Raw genomic sequence first — 14,231 nt, 5'->3', positions numbered from 1 at the left:
GCGCCTTTAGACGCGAGCCCGGGGCCCGTGGGTTATACCCTAAGAGCAAACCACCCTTTTTAAGGGTGGTTCTGATTTCGACTTTGTAAACTAGAACCTCCAATCTCTTTACGTTCCCTTTACGATTGCCTCCAGCGCAGCAGGTATCCTTTTAGAGAAGTATGACAGCCGTATAAACGCGGGCTGTAGCGGCGATGCCGCGGTACTTGTGTTATTAGGAGGCTTTAGTATGGCAGCACGTGCGGACAAAGTTTCGCGTGTCGACCATGATGGAGTTACGTTGGTGGAGGGCGCGACATCCGATGTTCGCTTTGCCTTCACCGAGCGCGCCGGTGGCGTTTCCGAAGATGCGTACTCCTCACTCAACTTGGGCTCGCATGTTGGCGATGACCCCTTTGCTGTTCAAGAAAATCGTCGTCGTGCGCTCGAGGCTATGGGTGCCGCCGAGTGCGAGCACAACCTGCTCGTTCCCAATCAGGTCCATGGTGATCATATCGTTGCGGTGACCTCGAACGGCGCCGATGACCTTGAGGACGTTCGCGAGCAGATTGCCGAGGGCTGTGATGCCATCGTCTGCACGGCGCATAACGTGCCCGTGCTGCTCTGCTTTGCCGACTGTGTTCCCGTGGTGCTGGTGGCCCCCGGCGGATTTGCCGTGGTGCACTCCGGTTGGAAGGGCACGATTGCACGTATTTCCGCCAAGGCGTGCCAGGCGCTTTGCGATGCTGCCGGTTGCGATGCGAGCGACGTTTCCGCCTATATCGGCCCCCATATCTTGGGTGACGAATATGAGGTATCCCAGGAACTCATGGATCGCTTTGCCGCCGAGTTCTCTTGCATCGATGCGAATACCTCTCGCATGCTTGATCTTTCCGCTGCCATTCGCGAGGCGCTGGTAGATGTCGGTGTCGACGCGGATAATATCGTGGATACCCAGCTTTCGACCGTGCGTCAGAACGACCGCTTTTATTCTTACCGTAACGAGGACGGCACCTGTGGGCGCCATGCTGCGATCGGCATGATGCTATGAGAAAGATCGTATCGGTCCTGAGCGCCGCTGTGTTTACGCTTACGCTGTGCGCCTGTTCTTCGGGATCTTCTACCTCTTCCATTACCGTGGCCGGCTCCACGACCTGCCTTCCTATCGCCGAGATTGCGGCCGAGGGCTTTAAGGAGGAGACCGGCATCGACGTGCTCGTTTCCGGTTTGGGTTCTTCCGCTGGGATCGAGGCCGTCAGCGCCGGCACGGCCGATATCGCCAGCTCCTCCCGTGGACTCAATGCCGACGAACAGGATCTGGGCCTGACTCCCATCGTCATTGCCCACGACGGTATTGCGGTCATCGTGAACGACGACAACCCCGTCGATAACCTCTCGACCGAGCAGCTCCGCGATATCTACGCCGGCAAGATCACCAACTGGAAAGAGGTCGGTGGCGAGGACCTGAGGATTCAGGTCATCAACCGAGACGAGGCGTCCGGTACGCGCGAGGCCTTCCGTACCATCGTGATGGATGGCACGCCGTTCGATCGCCGCTCGGCTGTTCTTTCGGGTACGGGCCAGGTGCGCGACGTGGTATCTCGTTCGCGTGGGGCCATCGGCTACATTTCGCTGGGCTTCGTCGATAGCCTCAACGCCAAGACCTCGGTCAAGGCCGTCTCGGTCAATCATGTTGAGGCGTCCGAGAAGACGGTCGCGAGTGGCGGCTATCCCATCTCGCGCGACCTTTACTTCTTTGTGAAGGGTGCGCCTTCGCAGCAGGCGCAGGATTACATCGACTACGTGACGTCCGAAAAGATGGACAAGCAGATTCGCGAGGCGGGCTTTATTCCCGTCACCAACGACGAGAAGGGGAGTGAGTAGCATGGAAGCACAGGAAAACTCCCAGACTGAGCAGAATGCTCAGGCACCCAAGAAGCGCGAGCTGGCGCTCGTATCGCGCAGTACCTATATCAAGGAGAAGGCGCTGCAGTGGATCTTCTTTGCCTGCGCGTTTTTGGCGGTCGTTACCGTCATCCTGATTTTTGTCTTTACCACGTACTCGGCGCTGCCCGTCTTTACCGACATCGGTCTGGCGGACTTCTTTAGCTTTACGTGGGCGCCCTCTGAGGGCCACTACGGCATCATGTCGCTGCTTGCCGGCTCAGGTCTGGTGACCGTCGGTGCGCTCGCCATGGGCGTGCCGCTAGGTGTGGGCACGGCCGTGTACCTGGTCGAGATCGCCGGCAAGCGCGTGCGCAAGCTCATCAGCCCTGCCGTCGACCTGCTGGCCGGCATCCCTTCTATCATCTACGGCTTTTTCGGCATGATCATCATCCGCCCGTTTATCGCACAACTGACCGGCGGCCTTGGTTTTGGTGCGCTGACGGCGTGGTTTGTGCTCGCCATCATGATCGTCCCTACCATCACCACGCTCACCATCGATGCCCTCAATTCCATTCCCATGGGCATTCGCGAGGCATCGTATGCCATGGGTGCTACTAAGTGGCAGACCATCTATAAGGTCGTGCTACCTGCCGCTAAGCTGGGTATCGTGGATGCCATCGTGCTGGGTATGGGCCGTGCCATCGGAGAGACCATGGCCGTGCTCATGGTCGTGGGTAACGCCCCGGTTATTCCCGACAGCATTGCGAGCCCTATCTCGACGCTCACGAGCCAGATCGCGCTCGACATGAGCTATTCCTCGGGTCTGCATCGCTCGGCGCTGTTCGGCATGGGCGTGGTCCTGTTTATCATCTCCGCCACGCTGGTGGGCATCGTCCGTCTGATTTCCAAGAAGAAGAGGGGGTAGGCTATGTCCGATTCCGTTGACACGACGGTCGATACGACCTCGTCGCGCGAGCGCATCAAGCGTGCCCTTTCCCACGGCAAGAAGGGCCGCATCAACAAGGACCTGTCCAACAAGATCATGCTTGGCGTGTTTCGTGCCGCTGCCTACATCACCACGCTGGTGCTGGTCGCTATCATCGCCTACGTGGTCATCAACGGCCTGCCACACATCTCGCTCGACTTTATCTTCGGTTGGCCCCAGGGCGTCAACGCCGAGGGCGGAATTTGGCCCACGATCGTCTCGACCGTCTACGTGACGGCGCTCGCCATGCTTATCTGCACGCCGATCGCTGTGCTGGCAGCCGTCTATCTGGCCGAGTACGCCAAGCAGGGCAAGGTCGTCGAGCTCATTCGCTACGCTGCTGACGCTTTGGCCTCGGTGCCCTCCATCGTTATGGGCCTGTTTGGCTACGCCTTGTTTGTCGAGGCCATGGGCCTGGGCCTTTCGATGGTCTCGGCCGCCCTGGCACTCGCGCTCTTGATGCTTCCCATCGTCATGCGTACCACCGAAGAGGCCATTCGCGCCGTTCCGCGCTATATCCGCTGGGGCGCATATGGCCTGGGCGCCACCAAGTGGCAGGTTGTCTCCAAGATCGTGCTTCCTTCTGCCTTTGGCCGTATTGCCACGGGCATCGTTCTCGCCATCGGCCGTGCCATTGGCGAGACCGCGGTGGTGCTCTATACCATGGGGCAGGCCATCAATCTACCTATTTCGCCGCTCGATTCCGGCCGCCCCATGACGGTTCACCTGTATCTGCTTGCCAACGACGGCATCAACATGAACGCAGCCTACGGCACCGCGCTCTTGCTGATGGTGATCATTCTGGCCTTCAACCTGTTTGCGCGCTTCCTGTCGCGCAAGCGTCGCTAGTTAAGGAGTCCCATGTCCGTTTATCAGTCCGCTCCCACGTTGGAGCAAGCGGCCATTACGGCCAAGGATTTCAACTTTTGGTACGGTGACTTTCATGCGCTGACGGGGCTTGACCTCAACATCGCCAAAAACGCCATCACCTCCTTCATTGGCCCTTCGGGCTGCGGCAAGTCGACGTTTTTGCGCTGCATCAACCGCATGAATGACCTGATCGAGGGCACGCGCGTCGAGGGCACCATGACGCTCGACGGCAACGATATCTATGCCGAGGGTGTCGACCCGGTCGATCTCCGTCGTCGCGTGGGCATGATCTTTCAGCAGCCCAACCCGTTTCCTAAATCCATCTACGAGAATGTCGCCTTTGGCCCTCGTCTGCAGGGCGTGACTAGCAAAAGTGACCTCGATGACATCGTGGAAGAATCGCTCAAGCGCGCCAACCTCTGGAAAGAGGTATCCAATCAGCTCAACAAGGATGGTTTGGCGCTCTCGGGCGGTCAGCAGCAGCGTCTGTGCATCGCGCGCGTGCTTGCGGTGCAACCCGATGTCCTTCTGATGGACGAGCCCTGCTCCGCCATCGACCCCACGTCCGTCTCTAAGGTCGAGGATCTGATGGCCGAGCTGGCGCCCGAGATGACGATCATCATCGTCACGCATTCAATGCAGCAGGCAGCTCGCATTAGCGACTACACCGCATTCTTCTTGCAGGAAGTTGCCGGCGAGCCCGCTACGCTCATCGAGTATGGTCAAACCGACGCGATCTTCACCAGCCCGGTGGACTCGCGGACGGAAGACTATATCACCGGCCGCTTTGGCTGATCGGTGCGACTAGTCCCAAGCCGATCGGATCTGGTCCGGTGCGTATTCACTGTGCGGGCGGCATGACCGCACCCAACTGATTGGAGTGAACCATGCGCAAACTGTTTTCCCGTCAGCTCATCGAGGCCCGTCACGAGATGCTGAGCATCTACGAGGCCGTCGATCTGGCCCTCCACGATGCCGTGAAGGCCTATGTGACCGACGACCGCAAGCTCGCCACCAAGACCAAGAAGCGCACGCTTTCGATTGACGCACGCTGCGCCAACCTGGAGGCCGTCTGCTACAACCTGATTGCCACGCAGTCACCGGTCGCCTCCGACTTCCGCTTGCTGCAGACGATCATCTACGTCGACTTTAACCTGCAGCGCATGACCGATAAGGTTCGCCAGATTTGCCGCGCCACGCGTCATATGATCAAGGCCGACATCTCGCTGCCCAAGGAGCTTGTCGGCACGGTCGAGGCCGAGGCTGAGGCCGTCTACCAGGTGCTGGGCTCTTCGCTTTCTGCGCTCGTCACCAACGACATGTCCATCATCTGCAACTTGGCCGTCGAGGACGAGCCAGTGCACGCCGCCTACGAGAAGTTCTTCCGCACCTTTAACCGCATGGACACGGGCGATTTTATGGACGACGACAGCAACTATGACGACCTGCGCCGCGCCATCATGGTATCGCGCTATCTCGATCGCATCGCCTCGATTTCCATCGATGCCGCCTGCCGTCTGACCTTCCTGTTGACCGGACAGCGTATGACTGCCGGTGATATCGCCTGCACTGATGAGGATGAGCTCGAGAGCATGCGCGTGCCTTCGGGCGAGGGTGTTATCATGAGGCCCGCCGTCGATGCACGCTACGTTGCCAAGGTGCCCGTTAACGAGGTCAGCGAGGGTCTTCGCTACCTGCTCGATCATCTTGAGGATGAGGACGATGGCGAGGACGACGAGGAGTAAGTAACCCCGTTCGTCGAAAGATTGTAAATACCTAAGTGAGCGCGGCCTTGCACATGCGGGGCCGCGCTCTTGCGTTAGCATGGGACTACTTGTTTGGCTGTCAGCGGAGGCGATTGGCAATGGATAACTATTTGGACTTGATGCGCGCTCGCCGCGAGCAGATTCTGGAACGTTTTTATGCGGCGCTCGATCGCGCGGGCCGTCCCCACGACGCCGCGAGCCTCATTGCCGTGTCCAAGACCGTTGGTGTCGATGAGACCGTTGCCGCCATCCAGGCGGGGTATCGCCATTTTGCCGAGAACCGCCCGCAGGAGCTGGTTCGCAAGCTCACGGGTCTGGCGGAGCATCCGGAGCTGCCCGAGGTGCGCTTCGATATGATCGGCAACCTGCAGACCAATAAGATCAATGCGGTGCTGGGCTCAGCCGAGCTGATTCACTCGGTGGGTTCGCTGCATCTGGCGCAGGCGATCTCGAGCCGTGCTGTTCGCAAGATTGAGGCAGGCGAGCTCGTCGGCCCCCAGCGTGTGCTCATTGAGGTCAATGTGAGTGGTGAGGAGTCGAAGGGAGGCTTTTCACCCGATGAGATTCGCGCCGCCGCGGGTGAGCTTGCAGAACTTGAGGGAATTTGCGTACAGGGGCTTATGACTATGGCGCCCCGGGGGAATAAGGATGTGGCACGCCGCACCTTTGCGGGGCTTCGTGAGCTGAGGGATGAGCTGGAGGCGGCGCATCCCGATTTGAACCTGCCTGAGCTTTCCTGCGGTATGAGCGAGGACTTTGAGTCTGCCCTTGAGGAGGGCTCTACGCTCGTTCGCCTGGGCAGGGTAGTATTTAGCCCGGAGTTTGCAGTAAAATAAGGCTCTGAAGTGCGCACTGATTATCGGGGCGCCTGCACTAAACCGCGAGAGGACACAACCATGGGCTTCCTTGACGAGATTAAAAATAAGATGCACCTGGGCGGCCAGCAGGGTTACGACCAGGGTTATGGCCAGGACGACGACTACGGCTACGATGACGGCTACGACGATGGCTATCAGAACAACGGCTACAGTGGTGCTTCGGGCGAGGGCTTCTACACCCAAGACGAGCCGAGCAACGGCCTGCTTGGCCAGACGCGCCGCGGTGAAGCTGAGTCGGTTGCCGTGTATACGCGCTCCGGTCAGCTGGTCGGCGATGACTCCCGCCATGCCACGACGTATAACCCGCCTTCGCGCTCGCAGGACAGTGTTGCGAGCGGTTATCGTCCTGGTGCCTATGACACGCCGTCGAGCTACGCCGAGAATACCCGCGCCCGTGCCGCCGCTGCACCCGCGCCTGCACCGAGCGATGCCTCGGCCTATGCGAGCAATATCATCAACGCCACGCCGCAGCTGCCGGCCTATGTCCTGCGCCCCGAGAGCTATGACGACGTGGAGACCGTGGTGCGCCGCGTTCGCACCAAGCAGCCTGTCGCACTGATTTTTGTGGGCGTACGCACCGAAGTTGCCAAGCGCGTCTTGGACTTCTCTTACGGCTTTGCCTGCGGTCTGGGTGCCACGGTCAAGGAGGTGGGCGACCGCGTGTTCATGGTGCTGCCCGCCGGTTGCGAGGTCAAAGATTCCGATCTCAAGAAGCTTCGTGCCGACGGCTACCTTAAGTAAAGACAAGACGAGGAGATTCCCATCAACATCTACACTATCGTCCAGCTGGTCAACACGCTGTTCAACTTCTATTCCACGCTCATTGTCGTCTACTGCTTTATGACGTGGATTCCCATGAAGCAGGGTGGTTTGCTTCAGGATATTGCCGCGGTGCTTGATAGCGTGTGCGGTCCGTGGCTCAACCTGTTCCGTCGTTTCATCCCGCCGATGGGCGGTATCGATTTTTCGCCGGTCGTTGCGATTATTGCGTTGCAGTTGGTGCAGAGGCTGGTTCTGCAGCTTCTTATAGGTATACTCGTGTAGAACTGACTTAGTAACTTACGTCGGGCGTGTAGCGCCGAGGCGATGAAAAAGGAGACTTGTTATGGCTATTACCCCTGCAGACATCCAGGCTCAGACTTTCTCTGAGGCCAAGCGTGGCTACGATCCTGCTGAGGTCGACGTCTTCTTGGAGACGCTGTCCTCCGAGGTTGACGCTATGCTCGCTAAGATCGTCGACCTTAAGGGTCGCCTGACTGCTACCGAGCAGCAGCTTGCCGATGCGCAGGCTCAGCTTGCCCAAGCTCAGGATGCCACCGCCCAGGCCGTTCCTGCCGCCCCCGTGGCTGCTCCCGCCCCTGATTTCTCCGCTCAGGAGCGCCAGATTTCCGCTGCCCTGATCGCTGCCCAGCAGACCGCTGAGACCATCGTCAACGATGCCAACGAGAACGCTGAGCGTATCCGCAACGAGGCTGACGCCAAGGCCCGCGAGGTTATCCGCCAGGCTCTGACCGAGAAGCAGGCCGAGCTCGAGGAGATCGATCGTCTCAAGGCTTCCCGTGAGGAGTTCAAGGCAGAGTATCTCAAGCTCATCCAGCACTTCATGGACGATGCCCAGAATTCCTTCCCGGCCGATCTGATGGCCTCCACGCCGGTCGGTTCTGCCGCTTCTCCTGCAGTGACTGTTCCCGCCGAGCCGCTGCCCGTCGCTGACCCGGTTGTCCCCGTGGCCGATCCCTTCGCCCCGATCGACAACTTTGCTGCCGACGACCTGGACTAACATTCGGCCTACAATTTAGTGCCTAGAAAGGACCCGCAGCTTGCGGGTCCTTTTTTATGACTGTGCCGGAGTGCGTAACATAAAAAACCGAGCCCTGCACATAATGGCGCAGAACTCGGCGAACGGGTGAGCGGTCAAGGGTAGGTTTTAAGGCATGTCCCAAAACCTACTTGAGGAGGAAGTCGGAGAGGGGAATGGTACGGGCCTCGCGATGCTCGGGATCGGCGATGTGGTCGGCAGGATATCCACAGACGAGCATGTGATAGGGATAGACGCCCTTGGGCAGATTGAACTGCTCCTGTGCCACCTCAGGCTTAAAATGGCATACCCAGCACGTTCCCAGGCCCTGCTCGGTGGCCTCCATCATCATCTGATCGCACACGATGGACGTATCGATTTCACTGGAATTCATCTGGTCATACGAGCGCACCCATGCGTCCTTGGTAACGCTGCAAATAAGGAAGACAAGCGGAGCCCCAAAGATAGATCCATCACGAGCAAACCGAGGCTGACAAGCAGCAGCCTTCTCCAGAAGCTCAGGCGTATCCAACACCATCACACGGGTTGGATGATTATTACAAGCAGAAGGAGCAATACGCCCAGCCTCAACAATGGCATTCACCACCGACTGCTCAACAGGACGATTCTCAAACTCGCGACAAGAATACCGAGACTGAGCCAGATCAAAATACCCCATAACCAAACCCTCCAAAGTCAGCAAATCAATCCAAAGTAAACCAAAGGGTACCCAAAGCCCCATCCACCCAAACGTTTAAGGCGGTCCCAAAGTTCCCCATCGGGCTCAAAGGCCCTGCCAACAAAAGCCCCATCGCTTTCAAAGTATCAGCCAAAGTTTCAATGGCGGTACGTAAGGGAGCGGGCCCGACCACTAATACCTTTTGAACGACTCTGCTTGCAGCCGGAGTGAAAAAGGTATTAGTGGTCGGGCCCGCGACCGGTGGGACACGTACCCCCAATTAACTGTTCTTCATGACAATCGAATCCACGACATCGGCCACATTCTCGCAGCAGTCCGCGCAGTACTCCAGGAAGGCGTACACGTCACGCCAGGCGATGACCTCGAGCGGATCCTTGCCGTTAACGTGCAGGTTGCGCATGGCGTTGATATAGAGCTCGTCGGCCTCGGACTCGATGGTGTTGATCTGGATGACCAGCTCGCGCAGCGTTTTGGACTTGCGGTAGTTGGGCAGCTCGACCATCAGGTCCTTCATGGCGCGGCAGGCGTCGGTCACCTTGTGGGCGATGACGATGGCATCGGGGTGGATGCTCTGGATGTTGGTGAAGTAGACGCGTTGCACGACGCCCTCGATGCGGTCGAGCACGGTGTCGAGCGAGCAGCTCATCAGGTCCAGATCCTCGCGCTCAAGCGGGGTAATAAAGGCAGTGAGCAAGGCATCCTCGAGCTCATGGTGCTTCTTATCGGCCGCATGCTCAATCGCATGCATTTCCTCGAGCATGCCGTGGATCTGCGCGGGGTCAAAGTTCTCAAAAATCTTGATGAGCAACTCTGCGGCCTGGACGGCAAGGTCGGCGCAGGCGACGTAGTTGTCAAAGTAGAACGAATCGGGTTTCTTTGCCATGGGTGGGTCCTTTCGAGGCGAAGACGGGTGGGCGAAGTGTTGCGGTCCAGATGGACGTTCGGTTTGACTAGAGGAACATCATGAACAGCTTGGCCATGACAAAGCTGATGAGTCCGCAGGCGGGGAAGGTGAAGAACCAGGTGAACATCATGTCCTTGACGACGCCGAAGTTGATGGCCGAGAGGCGCTTGACGGCACCGACGCCCATGATGGCGCAGGTCTTGATGTGTGTGGAGGACACGGGGATGCCGGTAAGGGTGGCAAGCAGCAGGTTCGCGGCGCCCGCGAGGTCGGCGGAGAAGCCCTGATACTTCTCGAGCTTAACCATGCTCTGGCCGACGGACTTGATGATGCGCTCGCCGCCCACGCTGGTGCCGATGCCCATAGTGGCCGAGCACAGCAGCATAATCCAGATGGGGATGCCTGCATCGCCGACGCTCGTCTGGCCGCTGGCAAAGGCCACGCCTAAAAAGAGCACGCCGATGAACTTCTGTCCATCCTGCGCGCCGTGCATAAAGCTCATGGCCGCGGCGCTCGCGATCTGAGCGTATTTAAAGAAGACATTGGCACGTCGCCTGTTGGCGGCGGCAAACAGAATCGAGACGAGCTTGCACAGAACCCAGCCCATGACAAAGCCCAGGCCTATGGAGAGCGCCAGGCCGTAGATGACCTTCATCCACTCGTGGACGTTGACGCTGCTCGCACCGCCGAGGGCGATGGCGGCACCGGTCAGGCCGGCGATAAGGCTGTGGCTTTGCGAGGTGGGGATGCCAAAACGCGACGCTGTGGCGCCGTAGACGACGATGGAGAACAGCGCCGCGCATAGGCAGGCGAGCGCCATGGTGCTGTTTCCGCCAAAGTCGACGATATGTGAGATGGTGTTGGCGACGCTCGCGTTAAAGTGCGTCATGATGAGCACGCCGAGGAAGTTGAATGCGGCGCTCATGAGAATGGCGGCGCGGGCGGGCATGCAACGCGTAGTGACGCAGGTCGCGATGGCGTTGGGCGCGTCGGTCCATCCATTGACGAAGATGGCGCCCAACGCGAGGATCACGGTGACGGCAAGGACTGGGTTCGACACAATTTGGCCGAGGAAGGTTGAGAACGTTACGTCCATATATGGGCTTTCTCGAAGTTTGCAGACACGTTACAAAAACATGATAAATCGTATCACCTCCTGCGGGTCTCTTTACCGAGTTCTGATGGGAGAAGTGAACTTTTTGGCACTAAAATTGAATATTAGCCCTGTTGACCGCGGGTGTTCTTTTTGCTAACACGCCATGCGGACACGTGCGATTACTACGACACTCCAAAACCACAGTCTGTTCGCTTTACAACATGCAAACATGCGTTCGATAATAGGAGGCATGGAATATCGACAGACAGACGGCAAAACTCGGCGCGTGCACAAGCAGTATGTGGACGTCGTGGCCCGCATCCTCGCGGGCGGACAGGTCGTGCCGGTCACCGTCTGCTGGGTCGACGGCCGTTGTTTTACGATCGACGAAATTATCTCGACCACCGGGTTTGGCCTGATGGTCCACGGCATCCGTACGGCAACATATAAGGTGCGTTTTGGCGGGCACGCGACCGAGTTGTATCTGGAGGACCAGACGCGCGAGCGGGCAGACGGCTCGCAGGCACACGTGATGCGTTGGTGGGTCTGGGCCTTTGATCGTACGCTTGAGGGCGAGCGCCGTAGGTAAGGACGTGCGGCATTCGGGTACAATGGCAGGAAGCTTGTCACCTACGGCGCTGTCGTGCGCTTTTTGAAAGGACGAAGTATGAACGATATCCAGGGCTATCAGAACGGCCCCATCGAGACCGGTGCAAGCCGTGCCAAGGAGATGTCGCCGCGCGCGTACAACCTTGTCATGTCTGCCCTGATCTTTTTGGGCTTTTGCGCCATGGGCGTCGGTGCTTACTTTACGAGCACCATGTCGTTTGCGCGCATGATGATGAGCGGCGCCGCTTTGCCGCTGGTCTTTGGCTCATTTATTTTGACCATCGTCGGCATGGTCATGATGTCGGCCGCCGCCAGCAAGCAGTCCGTGGGCCTGTCCCTTGTGGGCTACGTAATCTTTGCGAGCACCTTTGGCCTGACCGCGTCGTTTGGCCTTGCCAACTACGACCTGCCCACCATCAACACTGCCTTTATCGCCACGGCCGCCATCACCTTTGTCTTTGGCGCGCTGGGCGTGACGTTCCCCAAGTTTTTCCAGCGCGTATATGGCATCGGTTTTGGCATTCTGCTCGCTACTATTCTGGTTGAGATCGTGCTGATGTTCATGGGCGTCTCACAGACCATCACCGACCTGATCGTGATCGTGGTGTTCGCCGGCTTTATTGGCTACGACACCTATGTTGCCACGACGGTGCCGCCTACGCTGCCCAACGCCGTGCTTATGGCCTCTAACCTGTTCGTGGATATTATCAACGTGTTCCTGCGCATTCTGAACATCCTCGGCCGTCGCGACTAGTGGCGAATTGCGGCGGTGCTTGCCGTGCGTGCAAATCGATGCGAAAGGCGGTCCTTCGGGGCCGTCTTTTTTGTACGCGTCGGGGTATCATGGATGGGAAAAGCCGATAGCGGCAGAGACCGAGAAAGGTGACCACTTATGGCAGACGTCGACAACAGGAACCGTAACCGCAGGTCCAACCGAGCGGGTCAGCCCAATCCCAAGCGCGAGGCCCGTGCCAAGGCCGCCGAGCGTCACGTGGCAACTGTGTCCGAAGCGTGCGCCAAGGATATCGAGCGTTCGCTTGCCGGTGTTCGCGAGTTTGACGGTATGCCTGCCGGCTTTGTCTCGGCGATGAAGGCCAAGGTTCAGAGCACTGTGGCCACCGAAGAACAGGTTGCCGAGGACGTCGAGGGCGCGGAGGCTGCCGAGGTCGAGGCAGCGCTCGAGCCCGTCGAGGAGCCTGCCGAGGAAATCGCCGAAGCTGAGTCCGCGCCTGCTGAGGAGCCCGCTCCGGTTCTGCCCGAGGTCACCGTGCTCGATGCCTCCACCACGCAGGCCATCTTGGACAACGGTCGTGGCTATGCGCAGTTCTGCGACATGGCCGTGCTCGCCTTTGCCTCGTTCACCAATCCGGGCGGTGGCTATATTCAGGGTTATCTGGGCCAGGAGGCCACGCTGTGCGCCGATTCGTATCTGTACAACGTTCTCGATAAGCAGCGCAAATGGTACGGCGAGAACCGTCGCCGCAACATCAACTGCGAGCTTTACCGAAACCGTGCGCTGGTGGTGCCTGCGGTGCGCTTCGACCGCAACCACGTGCATGCATACGCCGACGTGATCGTGGCCGCCGCGCCCAACGTTAAGCGCGCCCGCCAGGAGTATCGCGTGAGCGACGATGCTCTGCTGGACGCCCTGCGCGACCGCATTCGCTTTGTGCTTGCCATCTGCGACGAGCTGGGTCGCGAGAAGCTCGTACTGGGCGCTTGGGGCTGCGACAACAACGGCTTTGACGCAGAGGCCGTGGCCGAGCTCTTCCGCAAGGAGCTCGCGTCGGGCGACTTTAAGGTCAAGCAAGTCTTCTTTGCCGTGCCTTCTACGCGCTGGGATGAGGATTTTGCCAAGTTCGAGCACGTGCTGGCAAACTTCCCCGAGCGCAACGAGGAGTCCTATGCCCAGGTTGCCGCTCGCGCTGCGGCAGCTCGCGCCGCCGAGCAGATCCAGGCTACTACCGAGGATGATGAGGACGAGGACGATTGGCGCAAGTACCTGTAATCGGTACGTGCTGACAGATGGGTCGAGCCGGCGGGAGGGCTGCTCCCGTCGGCTTTTTACTGAGCGAGGGGCTTACGATGAAAAACGTTCTATGCTTTGGCGACAGCAACACCTATGGTTACGATCCGGCGGGCATGCGCGACGGCACCGCGGTGCGCTATGCGCGGGATGTACGCTGGTGTGGCGTGGCCCAACGTGACTTAGGCGAGGGCTGGCATGTAATTGAAGAAGGCCTCAACGGCCGCACGACGGTACGCGACGACATGTGCCATCTGGACACCAATCTTAACGGCATCCGCGCGCTGCCGATGCTGCTCGAGGCCCATAAGCCACTGGACGCCATTGTGATCATGCTGGGCACCAACGACTGCAAGACGGTCTTTAACGTGACGGCTGCCGATATCGCCCGTGGCGCCATGGCGCTGATTCGCGCCGTCCGCGCGTTTCCGTGGACCGACGCTGCGCCTTGTCCGCGCATTCTGCTGATGGCTCCTATCAAGATCAAGCCGCAGATCGCCGATGTGTATATGACCGACTTTGACGATCATTCCGTTGAGGCATCTGAGCATTTTGGCGAGTACTATGCGCACGTAGCCGAGCAGTTTGGCTGCGACTTTTTGAATGCAGCGGAGTTTGCCGAGCCGGGCGATATCGACTATCTGCATATGATGCCCGAAAGCCATGAGAGCCTGGGTCACGCCGTGGCAGCCAAGCTCCAAGAGATGCTCGGAGAGTAGCGCGACCCCAAGCC

The 14,231-nt window shown here is 59.0% G+C and carries 17 protein-coding genes; 14 read left to right on the top strand and 3 right to left on the bottom strand.

What is annotated here, in order from left to right:
* Nucleotides 1–229: 229 nt before the first annotated feature.
* From ABHU32_RS09080 to ABHU32_RS09035, 10 genes are all read left to right on the top strand, one after another.
* Nucleotides 230–1,030, top strand: a complete 801-nt coding sequence (locus ABHU32_RS09080) for a purine nucleoside phosphorylase YfiH/LACC1 family protein (protein WP_055286078.1) — start codon at nt 230–232, stop codon at nt 1,028–1,030.
* Nucleotides 1,027–1,863, top strand: coding sequence for a phosphate ABC transporter substrate-binding protein (locus ABHU32_RS09075; protein ID WP_346979698.1), 837 nt, complete (start codon nt 1,027–1,029; stop codon nt 1,861–1,863). Before ABHU32_RS09080 ends, ABHU32_RS09075 begins: the two co-directional genes overlap by 4 nt.
* Nucleotide 1,864: 1 nt before the next feature.
* Entirely contained in the window at nt 1,865–2,791 is a 927-nt protein-coding gene (gene pstC, locus ABHU32_RS09070; RefSeq protein ID WP_117820381.1) for a phosphate ABC transporter permease subunit PstC, read from the top strand.
* Nucleotides 2,792–2,794: 3 nt separating this feature from the next.
* Entirely contained in the window at nt 2,795–3,700 is a 906-nt protein-coding gene (pstA, locus tag ABHU32_RS09065; RefSeq protein WP_006234250.1) for a phosphate ABC transporter permease PstA, read from the top strand.
* Nucleotides 3,701–3,712: 12 nt separating this feature from the next.
* Nucleotides 3,713–4,516, top strand: a complete 804-nt coding sequence (gene pstB / locus ABHU32_RS09060; protein WP_089571588.1) for a phosphate ABC transporter ATP-binding protein PstB — start codon at nt 3,713–3,715, stop codon at nt 4,514–4,516.
* Nucleotides 4,517–4,608: 92 nt separating this feature from the next.
* Complete coding sequence (locus ABHU32_RS09055) at nt 4,609–5,466, top strand: phosphate signaling complex PhoU family protein (RefSeq protein WP_006234247.1); 858 nt, start codon at nt 4,609–4,611, stop codon at nt 5,464–5,466.
* Nucleotides 5,467–5,585: 119 nt separating this feature from the next.
* Nucleotides 5,586–6,323, top strand: coding sequence for a YggS family pyridoxal phosphate-dependent enzyme (locus ABHU32_RS09050; RefSeq protein WP_117746754.1), 738 nt, complete (start codon nt 5,586–5,588; stop codon nt 6,321–6,323).
* A 60-nt stretch (nt 6,324–6,383) separates the two neighbouring features.
* A complete protein-coding gene (locus tag ABHU32_RS09045) occupies nt 6,384–7,106 on the top strand; it encodes a cell division protein SepF (RefSeq protein WP_006234245.1) in 723 nt (240 codons plus the stop codon).
* Nucleotides 7,107–7,121: 15 nt separating this feature from the next.
* On the top strand, nt 7,122–7,409 hold the full coding sequence (locus ABHU32_RS09040; protein ID WP_040358293.1) for a YggT family protein: 288 nt from the start codon (nt 7,122–7,124) through the stop codon (nt 7,407–7,409).
* 61 nt (nt 7,410–7,470) lie between these two features.
* Nucleotides 7,471–8,145: a DivIVA domain-containing protein gene (locus tag ABHU32_RS09035; RefSeq protein WP_006234242.1), complete on the top strand. Its 675-nt coding sequence runs from the start codon at nt 7,471–7,473 to the stop codon at nt 8,143–8,145.
* 166 nt (nt 8,146–8,311) lie between these two features.
* Here the strand turns inward: ABHU32_RS09035 and ABHU32_RS09030 are convergent, their stop codons facing one another.
* From ABHU32_RS09030 to ABHU32_RS09020, 3 genes are all read right to left on the bottom strand, one after another.
* Nucleotides 8,312–8,842 carry a nitroreductase family protein gene (locus ABHU32_RS09030; RefSeq protein WP_346979697.1) on the bottom strand — a complete coding sequence of 177 codons (531 nt, stop codon included), beginning with the start codon at nt 8,840–8,842 and terminating at the stop codon, nt 8,312–8,314.
* 280 nt (nt 8,843–9,122) lie between these two features.
* Nucleotides 9,123–9,746, bottom strand: a complete 624-nt coding sequence (locus tag ABHU32_RS09025) for a DUF47 domain-containing protein (RefSeq protein ID WP_118080370.1) — start codon at nt 9,744–9,746, stop codon at nt 9,123–9,125.
* Nucleotides 9,747–9,813: 67 nt separating this feature from the next.
* Nucleotides 9,814–10,863 carry an inorganic phosphate transporter gene (locus ABHU32_RS09020; protein WP_006234237.1) on the bottom strand — a complete coding sequence of 350 codons (1,050 nt, stop codon included), beginning with the start codon at nt 10,861–10,863 and terminating at the stop codon, nt 9,814–9,816.
* Nucleotides 10,864–11,113: 250 nt separating this feature from the next.
* Here ABHU32_RS09020 and ABHU32_RS09015 point away from each other — a divergent pair, with 250 nt between their 5' ends.
* From ABHU32_RS09015 to ABHU32_RS09000, 4 genes are all read left to right on the top strand, one after another.
* Nucleotides 11,114–11,452 (top strand): hypothetical protein, encoded by a 339-nt coding sequence (locus ABHU32_RS09015; protein ID WP_117746758.1) that lies wholly within the window; start codon nt 11,114–11,116, stop codon nt 11,450–11,452.
* Nucleotides 11,453–11,530: 78 nt separating this feature from the next.
* Entirely contained in the window at nt 11,531–12,226 is a 696-nt protein-coding gene (locus ABHU32_RS09010; protein WP_161162103.1) for a Bax inhibitor-1 family protein, read from the top strand.
* 138 nt (nt 12,227–12,364) lie between these two features.
* Nucleotides 12,365–13,480, top strand: a complete 1,116-nt coding sequence (locus tag ABHU32_RS09005; RefSeq protein WP_346979696.1) for a TIGR02452 family protein — start codon at nt 12,365–12,367, stop codon at nt 13,478–13,480.
* Between the two features lie 77 nt (nt 13,481–13,557).
* On the top strand, nt 13,558–14,217 hold the full coding sequence (locus ABHU32_RS09000) for a GDSL-type esterase/lipase family protein (RefSeq protein WP_346979695.1): 660 nt from the start codon (nt 13,558–13,560) through the stop codon (nt 14,215–14,217).
* Nucleotides 14,218–14,231: the final 14 nt, after the last annotated feature.

The sequence above is a fragment of the Collinsella aerofaciens genome (genome assembly GCF_039758965.1).
Classification (GTDB): Bacteria; Actinomycetota; Coriobacteriia; order Coriobacteriales; family Coriobacteriaceae; genus Collinsella; species Collinsella aerofaciens_BR.
Note: the sequence above shows the minus strand (reverse complement) of the source record. Positions and strands in the feature narration are given on the sequence as shown.